The sequence below is a fragment of the Wolbachia endosymbiont (group A) of Chalcis sispes genome, assembly GCF_964026765.1.
GTDB classification, from domain to species: domain Bacteria; phylum Pseudomonadota; class Alphaproteobacteria; order Rickettsiales; family Anaplasmataceae; genus Wolbachia; species Wolbachia pipientis.
Map to the genome: position 1 here is coordinate 591,170 of NZ_OZ034697.1, position 22,378 is coordinate 613,547.

18 protein-coding genes and 2 pseudogenes are annotated in these 22,378 nt (G+C 34.3%); 18 read left to right on the forward strand and 2 right to left on the reverse strand.

What is annotated here, in order from left to right; all coding sequences use genetic code 11:
• Positions 1 to 4: 4 nt before the first annotated feature.
• Entirely contained in the window at positions 5 to 2,326 is a 2,322-nt protein-coding gene (locus tag AAGD72_RS03035; protein ID WP_341815085.1) for an ankyrin repeat domain-containing protein, read from the reverse strand.
• Positions 2,327 to 2,940: 614 nt separating this feature from the next.
• Here AAGD72_RS03035 and AAGD72_RS03040 point away from each other — a divergent pair.
• From AAGD72_RS03040 to AAGD72_RS03070, 8 genes and pseudogenes are all read left to right on the forward strand, one after another.
• Entirely contained in the window at positions 2,941 to 4,854 is a 1,914-nt protein-coding gene (locus tag AAGD72_RS03040; protein WP_341815086.1) for a hypothetical protein, read from the forward strand.
• Positions 4,855 to 5,094: 240 nt separating this feature from the next.
• On the forward strand, positions 5,095 to 6,930 hold the full coding sequence (locus AAGD72_RS03045; RefSeq protein WP_341815087.1) for an ankyrin repeat domain-containing protein: 1,836 nt from the start codon (positions 5,095 to 5,097) through the stop codon (positions 6,928 to 6,930).
• 36 nt (positions 6,931 to 6,966) lie between these two features.
• A protein-coding gene (locus AAGD72_RS03050; protein ID WP_341815088.1) for an IS5 family transposase occupies positions 6,967 to 7,756 on the forward strand; the annotation gives its coding sequence in 2 pieces (ribosomal slippage) (positions 6,967 to 7,227 and positions 7,229 to 7,756; 789 coding nt in all).
• Positions 7,757 to 7,801: 45 nt separating this feature from the next.
• Positions 7,802 to 7,909, forward strand: a pseudogene (locus tag AAGD72_RS06355) (hypothetical protein); the annotation flags it as partial.
• A gap of 3 nt (positions 7,910 to 7,912) precedes the next feature.
• Positions 7,913 to 8,563, forward strand: coding sequence for a hypothetical protein (locus AAGD72_RS03055; RefSeq protein WP_341815089.1), 651 nt, complete (start codon positions 7,913 to 7,915; stop codon positions 8,561 to 8,563).
• 183 nt (positions 8,564 to 8,746) lie between these two features.
• A pseudogene (locus tag AAGD72_RS03060) lies at positions 8,747 to 8,947 on the forward strand (IS256 family transposase); the annotation flags it as partial.
• A gap of 423 nt (positions 8,948 to 9,370) precedes the next feature.
• Positions 9,371 to 10,456 (forward strand): ankyrin repeat domain-containing protein, encoded by a 1,086-nt coding sequence (locus AAGD72_RS03065; RefSeq protein WP_341815090.1) that lies wholly within the window; start codon positions 9,371 to 9,373, stop codon positions 10,454 to 10,456.
• Between the two features lie 104 nt (positions 10,457 to 10,560).
• Positions 10,561 to 11,223, forward strand: a complete 663-nt coding sequence (locus tag AAGD72_RS03070) for a hypothetical protein (RefSeq protein ID WP_220468173.1) — start codon at positions 10,561 to 10,563, stop codon at positions 11,221 to 11,223.
• Here AAGD72_RS03070 and AAGD72_RS03075 read toward each other — a convergent pair.
• On the reverse strand, positions 11,212 to 12,123 hold the full coding sequence (locus AAGD72_RS03075; protein ID WP_341815091.1) for an Rpn family recombination-promoting nuclease/putative transposase: 912 nt from the start codon (positions 12,121 to 12,123) through the stop codon (positions 11,212 to 11,214). The genes AAGD72_RS03070 and AAGD72_RS03075 overlap by 12 nt on opposite strands.
• Before the next feature lie 85 nt (positions 12,124 to 12,208).
• Here AAGD72_RS03075 and AAGD72_RS03080 point away from each other — a divergent pair, with 85 nt between their 5' ends.
• From AAGD72_RS03080 to AAGD72_RS03115, 10 genes are all read left to right on the forward strand, one after another.
• Entirely contained in the window at positions 12,209 to 12,379 is a 171-nt protein-coding gene (locus AAGD72_RS03080; protein WP_341815092.1) for a hypothetical protein, read from the forward strand.
• Positions 12,380 to 12,702: 323 nt separating this feature from the next.
• Complete coding sequence (locus AAGD72_RS03085) at positions 12,703 to 12,987, forward strand: transposase (RefSeq protein ID WP_039964423.1); 285 nt, start codon at positions 12,703 to 12,705, stop codon at positions 12,985 to 12,987.
• A gap of 192 nt (positions 12,988 to 13,179) precedes the next feature.
• Positions 13,180 to 13,335, forward strand: a complete 156-nt coding sequence (locus tag AAGD72_RS06360) for a transposase (protein WP_209472784.1) — start codon at positions 13,180 to 13,182, stop codon at positions 13,333 to 13,335.
• Positions 13,336 to 13,464: 129 nt separating this feature from the next.
• Positions 13,465 to 13,584 carry a hypothetical protein gene (locus tag AAGD72_RS06365; RefSeq protein WP_394356550.1) on the forward strand — a complete coding sequence of 40 codons (120 nt, stop codon included), beginning with the start codon at positions 13,465 to 13,467 and terminating at the stop codon, positions 13,582 to 13,584.
• Positions 13,574 to 13,738 carry an IS3 family transposase gene (locus tag AAGD72_RS03090; RefSeq protein WP_081600772.1) on the forward strand — a complete coding sequence of 55 codons (165 nt, stop codon included), beginning with the start codon at positions 13,574 to 13,576 and terminating at the stop codon, positions 13,736 to 13,738. The genes AAGD72_RS06365 and AAGD72_RS03090 overlap by 11 nt, the downstream gene beginning before the upstream one ends.
• Positions 13,739 to 15,112: 1,374 nt before the next feature.
• A complete protein-coding gene (coxB, locus tag AAGD72_RS03095; protein ID WP_341815093.1) occupies positions 15,113 to 15,877 on the forward strand; it encodes a cytochrome c oxidase subunit II in 765 nt (254 codons plus the stop codon).
• A 15-nt stretch (positions 15,878 to 15,892) separates the two neighbouring features.
• The gene (gene ctaD / locus AAGD72_RS03100) at positions 15,893 to 17,443 is read left to right on the forward strand and encodes a cytochrome c oxidase subunit I (RefSeq protein WP_341815094.1); all 1,551 of its coding nucleotides are present in this window, start codon (positions 15,893 to 15,895) and stop codon (positions 17,441 to 17,443) included.
• A gap of 1 nt (position 17,444) precedes the next feature.
• On the forward strand, positions 17,445 to 18,332 hold the full coding sequence (locus tag AAGD72_RS03105) for a heme o synthase (protein WP_151807583.1): 888 nt from the start codon (positions 17,445 to 17,447) through the stop codon (positions 18,330 to 18,332).
• A gap of 176 nt (positions 18,333 to 18,508) precedes the next feature.
• Positions 18,509 to 18,946: a ribonuclease HI gene (rnhA, locus tag AAGD72_RS03110; RefSeq protein WP_151807582.1), complete on the forward strand. Its 438-nt coding sequence runs from the start codon at positions 18,509 to 18,511 to the stop codon at positions 18,944 to 18,946.
• On the forward strand, positions 18,939 to 21,872 hold the full coding sequence (locus AAGD72_RS03115) for an AsmA-like C-terminal domain-containing protein (protein WP_341815095.1): 2,934 nt from the start codon (positions 18,939 to 18,941) through the stop codon (positions 21,870 to 21,872). Before rnhA ends, AAGD72_RS03115 begins: the two co-directional genes overlap by 8 nt.
• Positions 21,873 to 22,378 lie beyond the last annotated feature (506 nt).

Consider the following 22,378-nt stretch of genomic DNA (forward strand, 5'->3'; position numbering starts at 1 on the left):
AGAACTAATATGACATGCAACATTCGTCCTTAGGCATTTGAGGTAAGCTTTGCCTATTCACTTCACATTCATTTAGCCTACTATTAGGCTTTAATACTGCATATGTAATGCCACCAGCAATGGCCCCAACAATCAATGCAGCAGTAGCTGATATTGATAAACTAAGATGAATAGCAATACATCCAATAGCTACACTTGTCAACATGGTCATTATGCCTACACAGAAACTGGTCTTTATTGCTCTATTAGTTATAGTTAGGTGTTTATTTTCTGTCACTTTTTGATACTGTATCACATTTTTATCGTCAGCCAGACTTCCCGAGGTTTTGGGACACTCCCTTACTCGAAGACTAAGATACTTAACTATATCTTTGTAACCATTGGAATCCGCCAAATCGGAAGGAGTCTCACCTCTAAAGTTTTTTACATCAATAGTAGCCTTTTCTTCCTCTACAAGATATTCAACTATATCGTAGTGATTCATTCTAGCAGATTCATGTAATGGAGTATCGCCATTTTTTTCGCTTACTACATTAACATCAGATCCCTTTTCTAACAGAGCTTTAACTATGCCTAAACAGCCCACCTCACAAGCAATATGCAAAGCAGTGCATCCTTCTTCGTTTCGTGCTTCAAAACTAGCTCCTTTTTTTAACAGAAATTGAACTACTTCTAATTTGCCTGCTTCAGCAGCTTCATTTAAAGCAGTATCGCCGTCATAGTTTGTTGCATTAATATCAGTACCTTTGTCTAATAGAGCTTTAACGATTTCTAAGTAACCCTCTCGAGCAGCAATATGCAATACACATTTGAAACTATTCTTTCGTATGTCAGCATTATTCATTTGGCCCAATAAAAACTGAACTATTTTCAAGTTTCCCCCTTTAACAGCACATTGCAAAGCAATGGGTTCAATGCCTTCTCCCACATTAACGCTAGCACCTCTGTCTAACAGAAATTGAAATATTTCTAAGTGCCCACCTATAGCAGCACAATGCAAAGCAGTGCAGTCTTGATAACCTCGTATCTCAACAGTAGCTCCTTTTTTTAACAGAAATTGAACTACTTCTAATTTGCCTGCTTCAGCAGCTTCATTTAAAGCAGTATCGCCGTCATAGTTTGTTGCATTAATATCAGTACCTTTGTCTAATAGAGCTTTAACGATTTCTAAGTAACCCTCTCGAGCAGCAATATGCAATACACATTTGAAACTATTCTTTCGTATGTCAGCATTATTCATTTGGCCCAATAAAAACTGAACTATTTTCAAGTTTCCCCCTTTAACAGCACATTGCAAAGCAATGGGTTCAATGCCTTCTCCCACATTAACGCTAGCACCTCTGTCTAACAGAAATTGAAATATTTCTAAGTGCCCACCTATAGCAGCACAATGCAAAGCAGTGCAGTCTTGATAACCTCGTATCTCAACAGTAGCTCCTTTTTTTAACAGAAATTGAACTACTTCTAATTTGCCTGCTTCAGCAGCTTCATTTAAAGCAGTATCGCCGTCATAGTTTGTTGCATTAATATCAGTACCTTTGTCTAATAGAGCTTTAACGATTTCTAAGTAACCCTTTCGAGCAGCAATATGCAATACACATTTGAAACTATTCTTTCGTATGTCAGCATTATTCATTTGGCCCAATAGAGCTTTAACTATTTCTAAGTGGCCCTCGCTAGCAGCACAATGCAAAGCAGTGCAGTCTTGATAACCTCGTATCTCAACAGTAGCTCCTTTTTTTAACAGAAATTGAACTACGTCTAAGTGACACATTTCAGCGGCAATATGCAAAGGAGTGTCATTATCATCGGTTGCTTGGTTAATATTGATTTTTTCTTCACTTATAAAGTACTCAACCACTTTTAATTTACCCATTTCAGTAGCAGAATGAAGAGCAGTGCATCCTTCTTCGTTTCGTGTCTCAACACTAGCCCCTTTTCCTAATAGAACTTGAACTACTTCTAAGTGGCCCCTGCCAGCAGCAAGATGCAAAGGCGTGTTACCATTGTTGTCTTTTATCTCAACACTAGCTCCTTTGTTTAATAGATCTTGAACTTTCTCTAAGGAACCATGAAAAGCAAAATTAAGTAAGTCAGTATGTATATTACTTTTGTGTACACAATGCTCATCTGTTTTTAAGTGACTATCGAGCGTAGCTAAATATGAATACGTAATATTTTGATTAACTTGATAAATTGGTATGGTCTGTGTTGCATAAAAACCTTGTTCTTTTGACCGCTTTTCTATTCCATCAACCATACTGTTCTCTTCTAAATCTGCTTGAATATTTATTGGATTAGATACTTCTTTCAATTGATTATTCACAACACTACCTTAACTTAAAAACTTATGTTTTAATTATTACACAATTATTATAATTAGCAATAGTTTTATATTTTTTTCAGAATTACAAATTTATTGTATTCAGATATAGGAAAATACCTTTTGTCTCTAAAAAACATTGCAACCAAGTATTACAAAGATTTCAATTATTTACTTCTTCAAAGATCCCAAAAAGATCGTATCTTTGTGAGAACAAGCTACGTAAAAGTAGGGTTATGAAAATAGGAACTTGCAATCTTTGCAACAAAGTTAGGTAAGTTAGTTCGTATATAAATGTGGCGAAAGTAGGCTAATATAGCTGACTTCACGATATAGTAGAATTATTATAAAGAAAAGTTCGCGCGGATCTAGCGGTAGTCCAATCCATCCCAAAACAAACTCTTCTCACGACCCTTGGTTTTGAATGCTGGAAATGGTTGTGTTATTTGAGTTAGTGGTAATTAATGTTAAAGAGTGAAAATTAGTTTATTTGGAAATAAAAGGAAAATTCATTGCAATTCTATATTTAAAATAGAATAAAGCTCTTTTTGCATCATGTATTAATAAAAAAATATATTTTTTTGCGTATCCTTTCGTTTTAATTAATATGAAGTGATATGACACCTAATGTAGAGTTTAAAGATAATCACGGCACATCAATATCAAATTTGGAAAATGTTAAAATTATAACCTTGAGCGATGAGAAAGGTAATAAGTATACTTTAGATGCAAGCAATGGTAGTCTGGAATTAAAATATAAACAAGATGGTCAAGGTGAAATAAGCTATAAAGTAGGAGGTTTAGCGGCAGCTTTTAAAAGTCTACTTGATATGAAAAGTACTAACAATGATGAACATACAGTACTTGAAGAGAAGTTAGCAGAAAAGTCCATAGTGGAGGCGATATTTTATGCAAAAGATTTTGATAAGGGTGATAGAATCTCTAACTTGATACTAGATAGTACATTTCCTAGGCGAGATGTTCTGCCTGCTTACCTAAATAAAAAGGCTGATGTTGAAAATGTATATACTAAGGAAGAAGTAGATGAAGGATTAAATAAAAAGGTTGATGTTGAAAATGTATATACTAAGGAAGAAGTAGATGAAGGATTAAATAAAAAGGTTGATGTTGAAAATGTATATACTAAGGAAGATACAGATAGAGGATTTATTTCTCGTGAAAGTGATGGAATCAATAGATTAGCAAGTGAATTATTTTATAAACATGAACCCGATGCAACTTCAATTTTAGTTAATACATTAGGGAAGCTTCTTGATGAAAAATATGAAATATATGGTGATAATAAAACAGCAAAAGATTTTTTGGCAGAAAAGGGTAATTTTGCTAAAGCTGATGGCTCTAATATAAAAATTTTAGAATTCACGAAAAAAATACTTGATGCAACAGAGGATATAGGAGATGGGAAAAAGAAATCAATTTTAGTGGAGAAATTAGGCAGATTTCTTGATCAAACTGCTGATAACGAAAATGCTTATGACGGTAAGGTAGCAAAAGCTTTTTTAGGAGACAAGGGGATGCAGGGATCAAAAGGTGCAGATGGTCCTCAAGGTCCGGCAGGTAGAGATGGAAAAAGCCCATCAATTGAGGAAGTCGCTGTACAGCTACTTACTGATGAAAATAAAGATATATTGGGAAAAACAGTACTTGATATAACTGATAGCACTGGTCAAAATCTTGCTACTCATGTTGCTAATAAAATAAATCTTAATTCGCAGGATTTTATAAATAAAGCTGATCCAATAAAACTCGCTGAGTTGCTTTTTAATAAAAGTAACTTAGATCAACTTGCAGCCAAAAAGATTGCCGAAGATAAAGTTAGCTCGTATAAGATTTCTGAACTAGTATTTAACGATGCTAAGAATGCACTAGCAGAGAATTATCAGTGGGATCAAAAGAGCTTTATTGAAGATATAATAAAAAATGTTGGCACTTCTAGGTTAGCTGAGTTGTTATTTAATGCTTGCAGTATAGAGAAAGGTGAAGCAAAAAGAATTACTGAAGGGAAGGTTAGCCCTGAAAAATTAGCTGAATATTTGTTTAATGCAAGTGGCTTAGGCGATAATATAGATGAGTCGAAGACGTTAGTCAATAACGTAACTCAGCACCTTTTGAATACCAAGGTAGATGAAATAGGGAAAGCGGTTGTGAAGGATAATGAAAATAGAGAGATCTTAGCAGGTAGTCGTATTTTGCAGGAAGGAGTGGCAGAAAAATTAATTAGTAGCAACACAAATAAATTGGGACAAGCTATTCTGAATGTGAAAAACAAATTTGGTAATGACGCAAAACCTGTGCTGGAAACTCATCTTGCCAATAACAGCAGCTTTCAGGAAGCTGTGGCAGGAAATCAAGATTTAAGGACTGCAGTAACAGCTAATTTTGGGAGCAATAGAGATTTTTGCAATATTGTAACAAGAGATCTTAGTAGAGATGAAGAAAGTCTGTTAATTGATAGGCTGCCTTTTTATGAAATTCCAGATGATCCAAATGCTCCGCTTTCTTGGAATTAGTAATGTAATTTTTGCTAGACCAACCGATTCCAAGAAAAATTGTTCTCACGCTTGCTGGTTTTGGGTGCTGGAAATGGTTATATTGTTTAGGTTTTTAACAGTATATATTGCTAAATTAGTAGCAATATATTAAAGACTTTCATCAAAAATTATTCCATAAAAAATTTCTAAATAGGGGTTGATAAGTTTTAAAAATGGAGTATTGTACTGAGTAGGAAAATAGTTTTTTTTATATAGTTTATGAAAGATCAAACGAGCCTTACAACGGATTTTACGCATGCTATAGAAAATGACGACTTTAAACGGTTGGAGGAATATATTGATCAACATATTGATAAATATAATGTTAATCGTGAACTTTTAGATAAGTTGCCTTTGCTGTCCTGGGCTGCCTGTAAAAATAGTGTAAATGTAGCTCAACTTCTTCTTAGTATTGGTGCTGATATTGACATTAGATGTGACCAAAATTGGACACCTCTACACTATGCTGTTAGTGCAGGTCAATACGATATGGTTAGATTTCTTGTTGATCAAGGTGCCAGCATTTTAGCTAAGGATAATAATGTTAAGACACCTTTACGCATAGTAAATGAGCTTGGTAACACAGAAGTAGCAAACTTTTTGAGAGCAAAGCTAGATAAATATTTATTTTCTGCTATAGAAAGAAAAGATATTAGAAAGGTTAGTGATTTTCTTGATGGAGGTGCTAATATTGAGGCTAAAGGTATAAACAATCAAACGCCTTTGTGTGTAGCTTCTTGTAAGGGTAATTTGTATGTCCTTAAACTTCTTCTCAGTAGAAATGCTAAGGTTAACGTTCAAGATGATAGTAGAAAAACACCTTTACATTATGCTGCTAGGGAAGGTCATTCAGATGTAGCTGAACTTCTTCTTGGCCGTGGTACTATGATTGATGCTGAAGACTGTTTTGGTATGGCTCCTCTACACTATGCTGCTTACCACAATAGAAAAAATATGGTTAGCTTTCTTATAAAACAAGATGCCAAAATTGAGGCCGTGGATAAAGAAGCTAAAACACCTTTACATTATGCTGCTGGGAAAGGTCATTTAGATGTAGCTGAACTTCTTCTTGACCGTGGTGCTATAATTGATGCTGAAGACCGTTTTGGTATGACTCCTCTACACTATGCTGCTTGCTACAATAGAGAGGATGTGGTTAGCTTTCTTATAAGCCGAGATGCTAAAGTTGAGGCCATGGATGAAGAAGATAAAACACCTTTACATTATGCTGCTGGGGAAGGTCATTTAGATGCAGCTAAACTTCTTCTTGACCATGATTCTATAATTAATGCTAAAGACCGTTTGGGTATAGCTCCTCTACACTATGCTGCTTACTACAATAGAGAGGGTATGGTTAGCTTTCTTATAAGCCAAGGTGCTAAAGTTGAGGCCATGGATGAAAAAGCTAGAACACCTTTACATTATGCTGCTAGGGAAGGTCATTTAGATGTAGCTAAACTTCTTCTTGAATGTGATGCTATAATTGATGCTAAGGACTGTTATGATCGGGATCCTTTATATTATGCTGATTCGTATAATAAATTAGATGTAGTTAGACTGCTTGAAGGTAGGAATGGTGTGAACACTTGTAACCCTCTTACTAATTTTTTAAGTGCATGTATCCATTCCCCTATTGCTCGTTACTTCGGAAGTGTTTGCGTAGAAGGAGCGCCAATTTTATACAGAAGGCAACGTGCCTCTGCAATTGATCACAATGCTTTGGAAGGTAGTTTACGACTCTTCAGTATCTGTAAAGGAGGAAGAGAAGGTATAGATAAAACACGTTTCAATAAAGAGATTAGTTATCTACATGAAAATGCTTATTTGTATGATGTTTTACTGTTACAAGATGAGGAAAATCAAAACACACTTTTGCATGTGGTTATTAAAGAAAATCAGGTTGATCTTGTAAAAGAACTTTTGTGTATTCTTAAGGAGCCATATCGTTCGAATAAGGTGTATAAGTGCAAGTATTTTGAAGGTAAGCAAGAAAATGAAAAGCCGCTTTCTAAAGTTATTAATTCTAAGAACCTGTTTAAAATCTCGGAGAGATGAGGTAAAATAGTGGTAGATTAAGAATGAGGTATATCTATGCGTAAAAATTATCCAAGTGATATGAGTCGAGAGCAATTTGAAAAAATCAGACCAATACTAGAGAGTAGCAGGAAGAAAACGAGACCAAGAAAACTTGATTTGTATGATGTATTTCGTACAGTGTTATACGTCCTAAAAAGTGGTTGCCAGTGGAGAATGTTGCCAAAAGATTTTCCAAGGTGGGAAAGCGTATATTACTATTTTCAAATGTGGAATAAAAAGAATGGAGAAGAACCAAGTTTGTTGGAATTAGTTTTAAAAAAAATTGGTTGGAGAGATCCGTATCAACAATGGTCGGAAAGAGAAAACTAGCTTCTGTATAATTGATGCTCAAAGTGTTAAAAACACAGATACTGCTGAAAAAAAGGGCTATGATGCAGGTAAAAAGATTTCAGGCATAAAGCGTCATATTGCAGTTGATACTCAAGGTCTACCACATGCAATTTATGTAACAACAGCAGAAGTAACTGATCGTAGTAGCGCTGTAAGAATGGTTGAAAATGCTAAAGATACCCTTTCTGAAGTCAAAAATATATTGGTTGATGCAGGCTACACAGGAAAAATTTTTGCAACCCAAATAAAAGATATTATTGGTGCAACTGTTGAGGTAATAAAGCGCAGTGAATTACATTCTTTTGTTGTATTGCCAAAGAGATGGGTTGTTGAGCGTTCTTTTGCTTGGTTAGAAAAGTGTAGACGGCTATGGAAAAATTGCGAACGTAAACTCAATACCAGCTTGCAAGTGATTGTCCTTTCCTTCATTTCTCTCCTATTACGAAGATTTTAAACAGGTTCTAAGGATAAAGATGGAAAAGATGCAATTACTCTGGCTATTGAAGGTAATGACCCAGAATGTATTTCGGCTCTTTTCAAGTATTTAACTTATGAAAATATTAACAGAAGGAAAGATGTTAAAAGCGATTACACACCTCTACATGAAGCTGTGCGTTCTAGAAGTAGTAACGCAATTAGTGCGCTTCTAAAATCAGAGCATGTAAACGTTGAGCTCATAGATGGAAGATCTTACAGAGCATGGAAATATGTTAATAATGAAGAAACAAAACAATTGTTTATTAGGTATTATAGTGATAAAATTAATGATTTGCGTAAAGAATTAGCACATTGCAATGAAAAATTAGCGCAAGTCGAGTATTTCCTGTGCAGAACAAAACTTGCTTTTGTATGCTCTGCAGCTTTTGGCTCTTGTCTTAATATGTATAAAAATTTTCATGATGCAAGAAGTGGAGATATGCCAGGTGTTACCATTCATCCTCTCTTGTTGTTATTTTCTAGTGCTACAGGTCTAATAGTGTTGTGTAATCATTTTATCGATTTAACACTTTCAAAGTATAAAGAAGAAAGTGTTAGCTTGCAAAAAAAATTGGACAGTTTTAGAGAAGCAAGAGATAAGTTGGAAAATAAATTACTTCATTTTCAAGAAGGTACATCTCAGGGTATTAGGACGAATTCAATTTCTACGCAACTATCTGATTATGATGACGTACCTGGAACATTAGAATCACCTACCTCTATAAAGAGCTTTGAAAGCTCAGCAAAGGTATCCGTTTATAACCTGCCTAAGGAATTTAAGTAGCCTAATTTAGTAAGTACATAGAAGTAATCATATTAAAGAAGATATTGGTTTTTGAAGTAAGAAGAGAAAGCTCACAATCTTTGCTCATGTGTCTAAATTGGAGAACCAAGAGAAAGTTTGTTCCACAATAGAGATGTTCAAAAAAGTGTGTCAAATCAAAAAGAAAGTAATAAATTGATATAAAAAGGTGAAATAGAAAACCACTTATTGGCTGAAAGTGAAGAAAATAATAGAAAAAATGGGAGAAATGCAAAGGCTTTACGTACAAGTGCAGATTTATTTGAACTTTTAACACCAAGAGATAGAGAAGGAACCCCAATAGTCAAAAAAAGGCAAACAAACTTACATCCAGGGCTTGAAACGAAGATTTTAAGCACATTTGCAATACCAATCGATTTCCAAAAAAATCTTCTCATGCTAGCTAGTTTTTATTGCTGAAAGTGGTTGTATTATTTAGGTTCTTAGTAATATTTAATATTAAATTAATAGTAATTCATTAAAAATTTTCATCAAAAATTATTTCAAAAAAATTTTAAATTAGGGGTTGACAAGTTTTAAAAGTGGAGTACTATTCCTGAAATACATTAGATTACTAATTTTTTATGGTATGTAAGTGTGTGATGGCTAAGGTAATTTTACGTTTGTGAGTGGGCTATGTTATGTGAAGGCATTCCAGAATTCTTGTTTGAGGGAAGATGGTCCTTTCTGTGTTGCTTGAGGAAAGAAAAAAGCTCAGGGTAAGAGTGGCTTGTTATAGTGTGATTGCTTAGTTAAGTTAGGTAAGTTTTTATAAATGTGGAGGGACAAATGACTTTAAACAATGATGATTTATTAGTTAGTGCTGCAGGAGTAGGACGCCTTAGTGACGTTAGAGAACTTCTTGAGAAAGGGGCTAATATTGAAGCTAGAGATAGTGATGGTTACACATCTTTGCATAGGGCTGCTGAAGGAGGTCATTTAGAGATAGTTAAATTTCTTATAGATAAGGGGGCTAACATTGGAGCTAAAAATAAGGATGGTAAAAACCCTTTAGATGCAGCAAATACCTATCGTCAGTCAGAAGTAGTAAACTTTTTAGGACCAAAGCAAAGTGAGTATGATAGACTTTTATTTGCTGCTGTAGAAAGTGGGAATGTTAGTGAAGTTACAAATCTTCTCAATATTGGAGCTAGTATTGAAGTTAAAGGTGTAGAAAATGCGGAGTTTAGGTTAGCCCGTTATGTAAAAAGAATTATGGAGATGAGTAATTACCATAATGTTCATTCGGAAAAAAAATCTGAGCTTGAAAGGATAAAAGGAGAATTACCAGAGTCAGTAAAGAATGCAGTATTTTCATCGGAGGTATGTATTAAAAGTGTTTACTATAGTAATGAGTATTTATATCCTGCTAGTGATTATCTTAGCCATGATAGGGATAGAAGGAGAGTATTTACTTGGAGGCCAGGGGGCAAAGATAGTTCATGTCAATGGAAATTTGAACCTGAAGGTAACAACATATATATAAAAAGCACTTATTTTAATGAGTATTTATATCCTGCTGGTAATGGTCTTAGCCATGATAGGGATAGAAGGAGAGTATTTACTTGGAGGCCAGGGGGCAAAGATAGTTCATGTCAATGGAAATTTGAACCTGAAGGTAACAACATATATATAAAAAGCACTTATTTTAATGAGTATTTATATCCTGCTAGTGATTATCTTAGCCATGATAGGGATAGAAGGAGAGTATTTACTTGGAGGCCAGGGGCAAAGATAGTCCATGTCAATGGAAAATTGAGGATTGTGGATCTACTCGCAAGAAGCGTGATGTACAATATAGTATTACAAAAGAAGCTAAGTGTGATCTATCTTATGATAATGCATCAGACAATTCATCGCAAAGTGACGAAATAGGCTATAACAAAATAGGAGCTACAAGCGGAGCAAGTAAGCCGTCTTCATGGATAGATGCTGTTAAAGGTGTTTTTCAGTTTATCTCTTCCCCTTTAAGGGCTGCGTTGCCTTCATTTTCAGAAAATAGCTCTAGCCGTTCTGGTACAGCAGGAAGTAGCTCCAACCATTCTGATACAGTAAGAAACCCAAATATCCAATATACTAGCCAATTTAGTCGTGAAGTTTGTGCGAGTAATAATGCTAGCTTGATGTTTTTCTTGTTACAAGCTTTTCTAGATAAAAAGTGTCCTCTTCCTAAGTTTTCTGATGTTAATCCTGTAAAGGCTCTTTTTTACACATCGGATATTATAAAGTCGTTCAAGGAAGTATTAGAGAAGCAAGCTGAATCGAAAGGTGGTATAAAAATGCACCGCTTAGATATTAATTTTGAGAAATTATTTGAGAAGATTAATGAAAAAATTAGGAGTGGTGAATTTAATGAAATTTCAGGGATTTTAAAATCATACGCAGAGGAAGCATTGCCTGGTAGAGAACCCGGAGATCCCGGTAGATTAAGTCCGAAAAAGTTTGATAAGTTTATGGCTGAATTTAATAGAAGAATAGACCCAGTAATAAATCAATTAATGCAACAAATGTTAAGCAGATTAGAAGTGAGTGACGTAAAAGAACAACAAATAAGCTTGGAGCCTAAAAGTTATCTAAATAATACTTCTGTTCAATGTCATTTAACTCAAGCTAGAGGTCAAGGTAAAGTATTAATTCCTTAATTTTTGAATTTCATCTATCGAAAGGCCGGTAATTTGAGCGATAACATCAATAGAGATACCGGCCTTAAGTGAGTTCTTTGCCACTTCGATTTTCTCTGCTTTTCTGCCTTTTTCATGTCCGATTTGGATGCCTTCTTCTTTACCTTCTTCTCTACCTTTTTCAGTAGCATCATCAAGTTTTTGAGCGAGGACAGCCTGTTCATCAAGAATACGTTTTATTTCCTGTTCATAGGCAATAAATTCTTTTTCTGACCAGTTGAATCTATTTAGCTCTTCATAGGCCTTTTTAATTATTACATCACTACCTATTATTTTTTCCAGCTCTTCTTCACTAGTCTCATCTGCATATCGAAAAAAATAAACCCATTTTTCAACTATATTTTCCAACTGATCTTCCTTATTCTTTGGAAATTTTGGCAACTCAATAAATATAAAATAGAAATCTTTTAGATCATGCTCATTAGTGTCTTCATCTCGAATAGTATGCTTTGATTTGTACTCAGATTTATTAGGAAACAGTACACAATCTGCTATAGCAATGAAGATAATTTCCTTAAGGTTATGATACTGGTCACCTTTATCAGCTTGCCTTGAGTAAGCTTTAGCAGCATAGTATTGGGCACGTTTTTCAAAGCCTTTAGTTTTAGCGACCTGCATTTCGCAAATGTATTGAGCACCTGTAGAATCTCTACAGAGAACATCAACAATACTTTGCTTTTTAGCGGCGATATCGGGGTCTTGAATAGTACTTAAAAACTCTATATCCTTTATTTCATTTTTACCAGTAAAGCCAAGAATATCATTGAGGAAGTGAATAAGGATATCTCTATTTTTTTCAGTACCGAAGATACGCTTAAACGATACATCATTTTTGGGATCAAGAAACTTAGAAAAAGTCATAAGAAAGAACCTTAAAAAGCATTAATAATTATACACAATTCTGAAGAAATGTTCAAGTTTTTTATTTTTTTAAGTTTTGAATGCGTTGATGAAAAAAATGTCTCCCATAGATGGCTTTAGAATGCTACTACGCACCTTAGACGTCCTTTTTACATCTTTTATTAACCCTTCTATAAAGCGCCTTAAAAGGCTGGCAAATGGATGCTATGAGTTTGGAGCTGTAGGAGACATCAAAGATACCCTTTTTGGTGTATAAAAATACGAATCTACGACAACATCGTTTAAAGAAATTAGCAGCTATTAATATCTTCTACCTTTTCATAAAAAAATAAACAAAAAAAAATTGAAAATTTGATTTGACTTCACCCAAAAGCTATGGCTTTATGCCAATACTGCTAAGAAAATAACAGTAAACATTTAAAAATAATTTATTATTAGTGAAGGGTATATTATATGAACAATAAGAATAAAAGTAAAGATCGTAAAAAAGAAATAGAGTTCCGAATTGACCTTACCCAGAAAAAGTGGAGAGAAAGAAAGGAGTTTTTTCGGGTAAAATAAAATTTTGGAGGATTAGAAATGGCAAGAGAATATACGGCAGAATTCAAATTGGAAGCTGTTAAGCTGACAAATGAACAAAGAAAGGTAGGTCAACCAGTTGCAAAAGTAGCAAGAGATCTAGGAATAAGGGATAGTGTATTAGGAAAATGGATGAAGAAATATAACGAAAAAAAGTCAGCGGCAAATGCATTTCCAGATGTAGCACCTTATGACAAAGAGAGATTTGATTTACAGAAAGAGTTAGCAAAAGTAACAAGAGAAAGAGACATTTTAAAAAAAGCCCTGGCCAGTCAAAAAGAGTAAAATATTTTTTCATAAAAGAGCATAGTAAACACTATAAAGTGCAGGAATTATGTAGGGTTTTCTGCTAGTGGCTACTATAAGTGGACTACAAGGAAAATAAGCAGTAGAGAATCAACAAATAAAAGCAGATATTCAAAAAAAGCTTTTAAATGTAGATATGGAGCTCCTAAAATTCATGCTGAATTAAAGGCTTTGGGTAAAAGTTGCAACTTAAAAACAGTGCAAAGTATTATGCAGAAAAATGGTATTCAGGCTATATTGAGAAGAAAATTTAAAATTAAGAAACAACAAACGGACAGTAGCTCCCAATATATTAGACCAAAACTTTATTGTCGATCAACCAAATAAAGTATGGGATTACTTATATAAAAACCAAAGAAGGATGGCTATATTTGGCAACAATAATCGATCTATATTCACGCATGGTAGTTAATGAGCAGTTCAATAAATAAACAATTGGTTATGGACTCTTTATTAATGGCCGTTAACAAGCGTAAACCTGCCAAAAATCTACTATTACATAGTGATCAAGGTTCACAATATACTTCGCAAGGTTATCAATATCTCTTATCCATAAAAAACATAGATGAGTCATAAAGGTTGTTGTTACGACAATTCTGTTGTGGAAAGCTTCTTCAGTTCTCTAAAAAGGGAGTTACCAATAGACACCTCTCGGCACTCTAAACAGCATATCAAAACTGCTATATTTGAATATATAGAAATTTTTTATAACAAACAACGTCACTATTAACTATTGCATTCCAGAACAATTTGATGCATCATTCTTTTTGTAAAAAACATTCCAAACTTTCTCTCCACTTTTTCTGGGTAAGGTCATCATAGCATTAGTTAGATGCATTAGAATTGATCATGATGATGTACATATAATGTTTAGGTTTCAAGAACTTGCTCTGGAAATGCAAAAAAAAATGTTCAACATTATGTCGCGAGTCAAACTTAGGGTATTTGGCGTCTCATGTTTAATTTTTCGCACTACGTGCATCGCATGTCTTTAAAAATTTCTGGGTTTTTACCTATATAAGCCGAAACGCGCTTATAAAGCGTTACAAGACATCAAAAAATGCCAATACTCGACAGAGATAGTAAAAGACTAGCTAACTCGGGGATTCTTTGTCTTTTTTTCTGCTTAGTAAATTTCTTAAACATTTGCAGCGTAGGTTAGTTGCAATTAAAAGCGGCTGAATCTCGCTTGTCAAGCGTTTAAAACATAAAAAACGCCAATATTTTAAAGCGGATAATAACCCCAGGGCTTCTTTTGCCTTTTTTTTTATTTGGTAAATTTCTTAATGTTTATGGCTAAACGACAATCGTCATCCCGCTACTTGTTAGCGGGATCTAGAGATACCGCGAATGAATCGCGGTATGACGGTTTGTGGCGGCATGACGATAAGGTTTATACCTTGTCATCCCAGTGCTTGACACTGGGATGACAGCTAGCCTGACAATCGTCATCCCGCTACGTGTTAGCGGGATCTATGCTTTGAGATACTGCGAATGAATCGCGGTATGATGGTTAAGTAAGGGATCTATGCTAAGAGATGCCAAAGACCTTCATGAAACTTTGCCCATTTGGCTTCTCTAAAGATTTCGTTTACAGAATCTAGTAACTCAGCTATGCAGAATAAAAAAAGTTTGTATGGTATACAAATAGTGTGTTTTTTTTATAATTATTTTCTATAATACATAAACCTTTGGTCCAAGCTGTAAATGCCACCATAGGCATTAAAAGTTAATTAACAAACTGCAATGTATAATGAAATAAAGAAACTTGTAAGACTTTGATCTTACAGATTATAAACTTGTCATAAAGTTTAATAGTGTCTGTTACTGCTTTTAGGTGTGAGGCTAGAGGGTTATTAGCAGTAACAGACACTATTAAACTTATTATAGAATTTACTTAAAGTAAATACTTAATTTAAAATATTATAATATTTTTACTTACAATAGATTTATGTAAATGCTTTTTTCCTCAATTAGTATTGTACTATTATACTTGTTGAATGCTAAAAAATTATTAACCATCACTAATCTCTATTTGCATAGTAAGTTTATATATACTATTATACAGTATATCACTTAGTTTTATAGCAAACAAACAAAAGATATGGTGAAGTTATTTGCACTATTGATAATATTTTACTCAAATATATCTGTTGCCTCTGCTCCTACTTCCTGGCAATTTGGATTTCCTGCTCCTGCAACTGAAGTAATGGAGGCTGTAGTTAGGTCACATTCGTTTGTGATGCTTGTGATGGTTACAATAATGCTTTTTGTGTGGGCGCTGCTTGCTTATATAGCGTTTCGCTTTCGTAAAAGCAAAGTAACAAACATAAGTAAAACTACCCATAGTGTTCCTTTAGAAATTATTTGGTTTGTTATACCAACTATCATTGTTGGAATATTAGCCTTTGAAAACGCTAAATTACTGAAGCTACAGGAAGAAATACCGAAAGCTGATATAACACTGAAAGTTATTGGCCATCAATGGTATTGGAGTTACCAATATCCAGAATATCAAGGTGTGTCATTTGATAGTTATATTAAGGGAAAAGAAGACTTTATCGAAGGAGATTTAAAGCTATTCTCTGTTGATAACAACGTCGTTTTACCCATTAATACTAATGTTCGTTTACAAGTTACAGCAGGAGATGTGATACACAGCTGGGGAGTACCGGCTTTTGGTGTAAAAATTGATGCGATACCAGGTAGGCTGAATGAGGCGTGGTTTAATATCAAAAAGTCTGGTGTTTATTACGGGCAGTGCTATGAATTGTGTGGTCAAGGCCATGGATTTATGCCAATTGTTGTTGAAGCAGTAAGCAAAGAAGATTTTAATGAGTGGATTGAAAATAGAAAATTAGTGAGTTAAATTTGGAGTATAGATATGAGTGACGTACCAAAGGGCATAAAGCGTTGGTTGTTTTCCACCAATCATAAAGATATAGGGACACTGTACATTATTTTTTCCATATTAGCTGGAATTATTGGTGGATTATTATCGGTGATTATTCGCACTCAGCTAATGCACATTAATATACTTAACAATAACTATCAATTATATAACGTAATGGTTACAGGGCATGCGTTGATAATGGTGTTTTTTATGATAATGCCAGCCCTCATGGGAGGATTTGGTAACTGGTTTGTACCTCTCATGATTGGCGCACCAGATATGGCATTTCCTCGTATGAATAATTTAAGTTTTTGGTTATTAGTGTCATCTTTTATTTTGCTCATTCTCTCAGTGTTTATTGGTGAAGGTCCAGGTACAGGTTGGACTTTATATCCACCTTTATCACAGGTAATGTCCCATCCAAGTGCAGGAGTTGACATTGCTATACTTGCACTTCATGTTGCTGGTATGTCGTCAATTGTTGGGGCGATCAACTTTATAGTTACTATATTTAACATGCGCACAAAAGGAATGTCATTAACTAAGATGCCACTGTTTGTTTGGTCTGTCTTGCTAACAGCATTTATGTTGATTGTTGCCTTACCAGTGCTTGCCGGTGCTATAACTATGCTTCTTACTGATCGCAATGTTGGCACTTCCTTTTTTGATCCTGCCGGTGGTGGCGATCCTGTGTTATTTCAACATCTATTTTGGTTTTTTGGTCATCCAGAAGTTTACGTAATTATTTTTCCTGCATTTGGCATCATAAGTCAGGTTGTATCAACTTTTTCTCACAGACCTGTATTTGGTTACATAGGGATGGTTTATGCAATGATAGGTATAGCAGTATTTGGCTTTATGGTTTGGGCTCACCATATGTTCACTGTTGGGCTTAGTGCTGACGCTGCTGCATTTTTTAGCACTACCACAATTTTTATTGGTGTTATAACTGGTGTAAAAGTCTTTAGTTGGATTGCAACTATGTGGGGCGGAGCAATTGAGTTTAAGACCCCTATGCTATTTGCACTAGGTTTTATTTTTATGTTTGTTGGCGGTGGCATAACGGGAATAATTCTTTCTCATGGTGGAATAGATAAGCTCCTGCACGACACCTATTATGTTGTTGCTCACTTCCATTATGTCATGTCACTTGCTGCATTATTTGGAGCTTTTGCTGGCTTTTATTATTGGATTGGTAAAATGTCGGGTAAACAATATAATGAGCGCTTAGGTCAAATCCACTTTTGGCTTACTTTTATTAGCACCAATATCACTTTTTTACCTCAACATTTCTTAGGATTAGCTGGTATGCCAAGGCGTATACCTGATTATCCTGATGCGTTTATCCCTTGGAATTATATATCCTCAATTGGTTCGTATATGTCCTTTGTTTCAGTTATGTTTTTTGTGTTTATAGTTATACATCTTTTTAAATGGGGCAAGAAAGCTGGAGATAATCCTTGGGGAGGTGACACCTTGGAATGGACGGTATCTTCACCACCGCCTTTTCATACTTTCGAAAAACCACCAGTGGTAAAATAGAATGTACACAAGTGTTTTGCTAAATGTTGAATCAACAATACTGGATTTTTGGCGTTTGCTGAAGCCAAGGATAATGTACCTTGTGGTATTCACTGCAGTTGCCGGTATGGTTGCTGCACCAGGTAGTATACACCCTTTTCTAGCACTAATATCTCTTATATGTGTTGCTCTTGGCTCAGGATCTGCAGGTGCTATAAATATGTGGTATGACAAAGACATAGATCTGCTCATGGAAAGGACAAAAAACCGCCCTATACCCTCAGGCAGAATTCTTGCAGAAAGTGCGCTTGAATTTGGTATAACTCTTGGAATATTGTCAGTATTTATCATGGCAATAGCAGTAAACTATATTTCTGCTGCTTTACTTGCAATCAGCATATTGTTTTACGTTTTTGTATATACGATCTGGCTCAAAAGACGCACTCCGCAGAATATCGTTATCGGTGGTGCAGCAGGTGCTTTCCCTCCAATGATTGGCTGGGCAGCTGTGACTAATTCTGTAAGTTGGGAAAGTTTCATTTTATTTTTAGTAATTTTTATGTGGACTCCACCACACTTTTGGGCCCTATCTTTAAATAAGTCTGAAGACTATGCAAGAGCATCGATTCCTATGTTCAATATTGTTTATGGTCCGGAAAAAACAAGAAAATATATATTAATTTATAGTGTGTTGCTGGTGCTAACTAGCTTGCTTCCAGCTCTATTCTTGAAAAAGGCTTTACTTTATCTAAGCATGGCAATTTTTGCAGGTTGCATCTTTATTTGGTACGCTATATCAATTCTCAGATTCAAGAACCACAACTCACAGAAACAAATGTTTTCTTACTCAATTTCTTATCTATTTTCCCTATTCGCCAGTATTATTTTTTGTTCTATTGATTTATTTTAATTATGAAAGAACGGCAGAAGCATAAAAACTATTTTTTACTTTTCCTTTTGGTAATGCTCGTTGTCACACTTTTTTTTGTTTCTATAATAAAATTTAAAGGTGCAGCTTAAACTACCTTTAGAAATTGTGCTTTCATAGAAGCAACTATATACTTTATTAATTCATTACAGTTAAAGATGAGCAAAAAGGAAGTGACAATATATACGGATGGGGCGTGTTCTGGTAATCCTGGAGCGGGAGGATGGGCAGCTATCATATTATTTCAAGATTATAGAAAAGACATTTATGGTAGAGAAGAAAATACCACAAACAATAAAATGGAGTTAACAGCGGTGATCAATGGGCTGAAAGTATTGAAATTTTCTTGTAATATTAATTTATATACGGATAGTCTTTATGTTAAACATGGCATAACAGAGTGGATAAATAAGTGGAAAATGAATGGCTGGAAAACAAGTAATAAAAAATCAGTAAAAAATATGGAATTGTGGAAAGAGCTAGACAACGTTGCTTCACAACACGAAATTGATTGGAAGTGGGTTAAAGCACACAGTGGCGATAAGTATAATGAGGAGGCTGATAGTTTAGCGAGAAAAGCAATAATCGATGCTTAAAAAAATTACTATATTATTTTCCGTAGTTTTATTGTTCATATTGTGCTTCTTTATTTTTTTAAAGCCTTTAGAAATCAATATTAATTATATTAATTTTTATGTTAAACATAAAATATCAAAAATATTTGTTGGCTCAAGCGTTAATATGGAGAATACCTCAGTTGTTTGGCAGAAAGGTAGCAAAGATCCGTATTTAGTCATTACAGATTTGGCAATAGCAAACCCTAATTTTACTATAAAAGTTCCTGAGCTTTTTGTACATTTTAAGTTAAGTTCCTTATTTAAAGCTAGCACAAATCTCTCTCAGGTTTCAGCTGATAATGTGCATGTATGTATCAATCAGAAAGAAGCTGACTTTAAAGCAGTAAATTTTAATCTGCAAAACTCAGTAAAAACAATAAGGGAATTTTTTTTTGACTTAAGTGCGGATTCAAAAATTGAATTTACTAACATCGCTATTGATAAAAGCACAGAAGATGAATTTTTTATTGATAAATTATATATAGGGAAGGGGGAAGATTTTAATGTTTTAGATATTCATGTGAATACAAAAGATGGAAAGGGATTTTTGGATGATTTATCAATTACGATAAAAAATCGCAACAATTTGCTAAATGTGTACGGGACATTTTATGATCTAAAATTGGGACTATTGAGCAAGTTTTCTACATTAGTTAAAAGCTACAATTTGGACAAAAATATAGGATTCAAAGGAAGCTTCTCAGTGAAAATTAATAAAAAGGATGAAATTGTAGATGGAAATATATACGTATTGAATACAGAAAATTATTTGAACAAAAATTTGGCCTTAACTAATGTAAATATAAATTTAACATATAGTGATGGAATTATTAGTGTAAAAAACTTTCATTTTAAGTTAAATGGCACGTATCTCTCTTTAATAGGCAAAATGAACTTTAGTACAAGCCATGCTTTGCTTAGAATTAATATTAGTAAGTTTGCTGCAAAAGATTTATGTACTTATGTACCAGATGGTGTAGTGAATAATAAATTTAAAAGCTGGTATTGTGATAATATTGATGGGGATGTTTTAAATACCATTGTAAGTTTCAATGGCAAATTGGTTGATGGCGATCTGTCAGACATTGTAATTGTTGCTGATATAGAAAACGGTAGCGTAAAGTTTGATGAAGATTTTGAGCAAGTAAAGGAATTAAAGGGTGATTTGATCATCAAGAATAACGATCTTGAAATTACTGTAAATAGCGCTAAGTTTCAGAATTTCACTATTAATGGTGGTGATATTGAAATGAAATCTCTCGATAAGGAAAATTCAGTTCTAACCATTAATGGCCAAGCTGTAAGTGATGCTTATGGTTTATATGAGCCTATAAAATTTAAGCCGGATGATGTGGTGAAGGTTGAAAGGGATAAAGTAAGTGGAATGGCAGAATCCGTATTTAATTTTCGCATTTTTAATCTAAACGCTGATGACAAAAAAGTAGATTTTTCGGCCAATTTTCATTCTGAAATTGACAATTTAGCCGTCTATAATGCAAGTCTTGGTAAATATGATATTAAGCTTAGTTTTGGCAGTGACTTTATAGATTTAAATGGTAGTGGTATGGTGAATAACACACAGCTATTATTTGACCTGAAAAGTAGCAATAGGAATGAAAGTTTCGCCTGGAATTTGACCGGAGATTTACCCGCTCAAATACTTAATTTTGATGAAAATATAGGTGGCTATGTCAATACAAATATAGAATCGGTGATAAATCAAGATAAGACGGGGCATGTTAATGGTAATATGGATTTATCAGAGCTTGAATCACGTTCAAGTTATTTAGGATGGAAAAATCGTTTTGAAGATCACAATAAAATTTTGTTTTCTACAAGGTTAAAAGGAGCAGGTGAATTGTTAATAGACAAATTAGATGTTGTAGGAAATGACCTAGATATAAAATTCAGCGGAAGAGTAGAAAATGGAAATTTATATTTAAATTCTAGTAGCTTTAAATTGCCTGATAATGATTTTAGTATAGAAATTGAATCAGGTAAGGAAAAAAATGCCATAACTATTTATGGTGAGGAAATTAACTTAAGTGATATTTTAGGCTTGCTTGGCAAAAACAGTAATGGATTAAACAAAGATATAGAGATTAGTATGAATGTTGACAATGCAATGATGAAAGAAGGCATCGTTATCAAAAATGCTAAGCTGAATGTAACCTGTACTAAAGGTAATTGCAATGGAAGTCAATTTACAGGGCAGTTTCTGGAAGATAGCAGCAATATACTAGCAGAATACAGTGGAATAGGGCTCGAAATATATGCGGATAATGCAGGTATACTTTCGCGTTCTTTAGGCATTAGTAAATCAATTAAAAACGGCAAATTGTCTTTTTATCTCTCTCCTCAGAGAGAAAGTGGAGAACATTATGGTACGTTATCCATTAGCAATTTCTACATCAAAGATGCTCCACTACTTACTACTTTATTGTCGATGTCTTCATTGCCTGGCATTGTAAATGCCATAAAAAATGAAGGTGTATACTTTTATAAATGCAATGCACCTTTCTCATACAAAGACGGCTCTGTCGAAATTGAAGAATCTTGGCTTGAAGGAGCGGAATTAGGCATTAGCACTAGCGGTAAGCTCGACATTAGAAATTATAAATTCCAAGTTGAAGGACAGGTAATACCAGCATATTCAATTAATAAATCTTTGTTAAAAATTCCTATAATTGGGAAATTTCTTACTGGCGGGAAAAGTAGGGGAATCGTTTCAATAGACTATAAAGCAAGTGGTGATGACAAAAACAATAACGTATCTGTTGATCTTATCTCTTCGCTAACTCCAAACCTATTAAAGAGGTTATTGGGAGTGTTTGATCGCATTATGACAAAAACTAACGAAAGTGGCTTAAAAGGTGGCGTGAAAAAGAAATTTGGTTCGATATGACCAAAAGGGAAGTTATTTAACAAAATTATGGACAAAAATGCAAGAATTTCAGAATGATCTACCTGGTTTTTTATTTAGTTGTTTAAGTAATACCACTCCCTTTAACCTCTCTATATTTGCTGAACAACTAAAAAGGGTAGGGGGGTGGTTGTAAATTGTATCTGTTCAGCAGAGTGGCAAAATAAGGTAGACGAGAAAAGACAACTATAGGAACAAATGGGTGTCATGCCAGTGCGTGACACTGGTTTCCATCCAAAAGGGTGTCATTCCAGTGTCAGCTACTTTCATGACATCGTTTACTATGTGCCATATCGTAATGTTCGTACAGTTGTGGAATGAATCGCGGTATGACGTGTTGCTTGGGTCAGCTATAGTATAAATATACTAGGGGTTATAGTTTTCTTATGCTGCCTTTTTGTTATTAGACAACCACAATATAAAGGAGTGAAACGGATGCAAACAGTAGTGCATTTCTGCACCAAACGTATTACCTTTAACGAATAGTA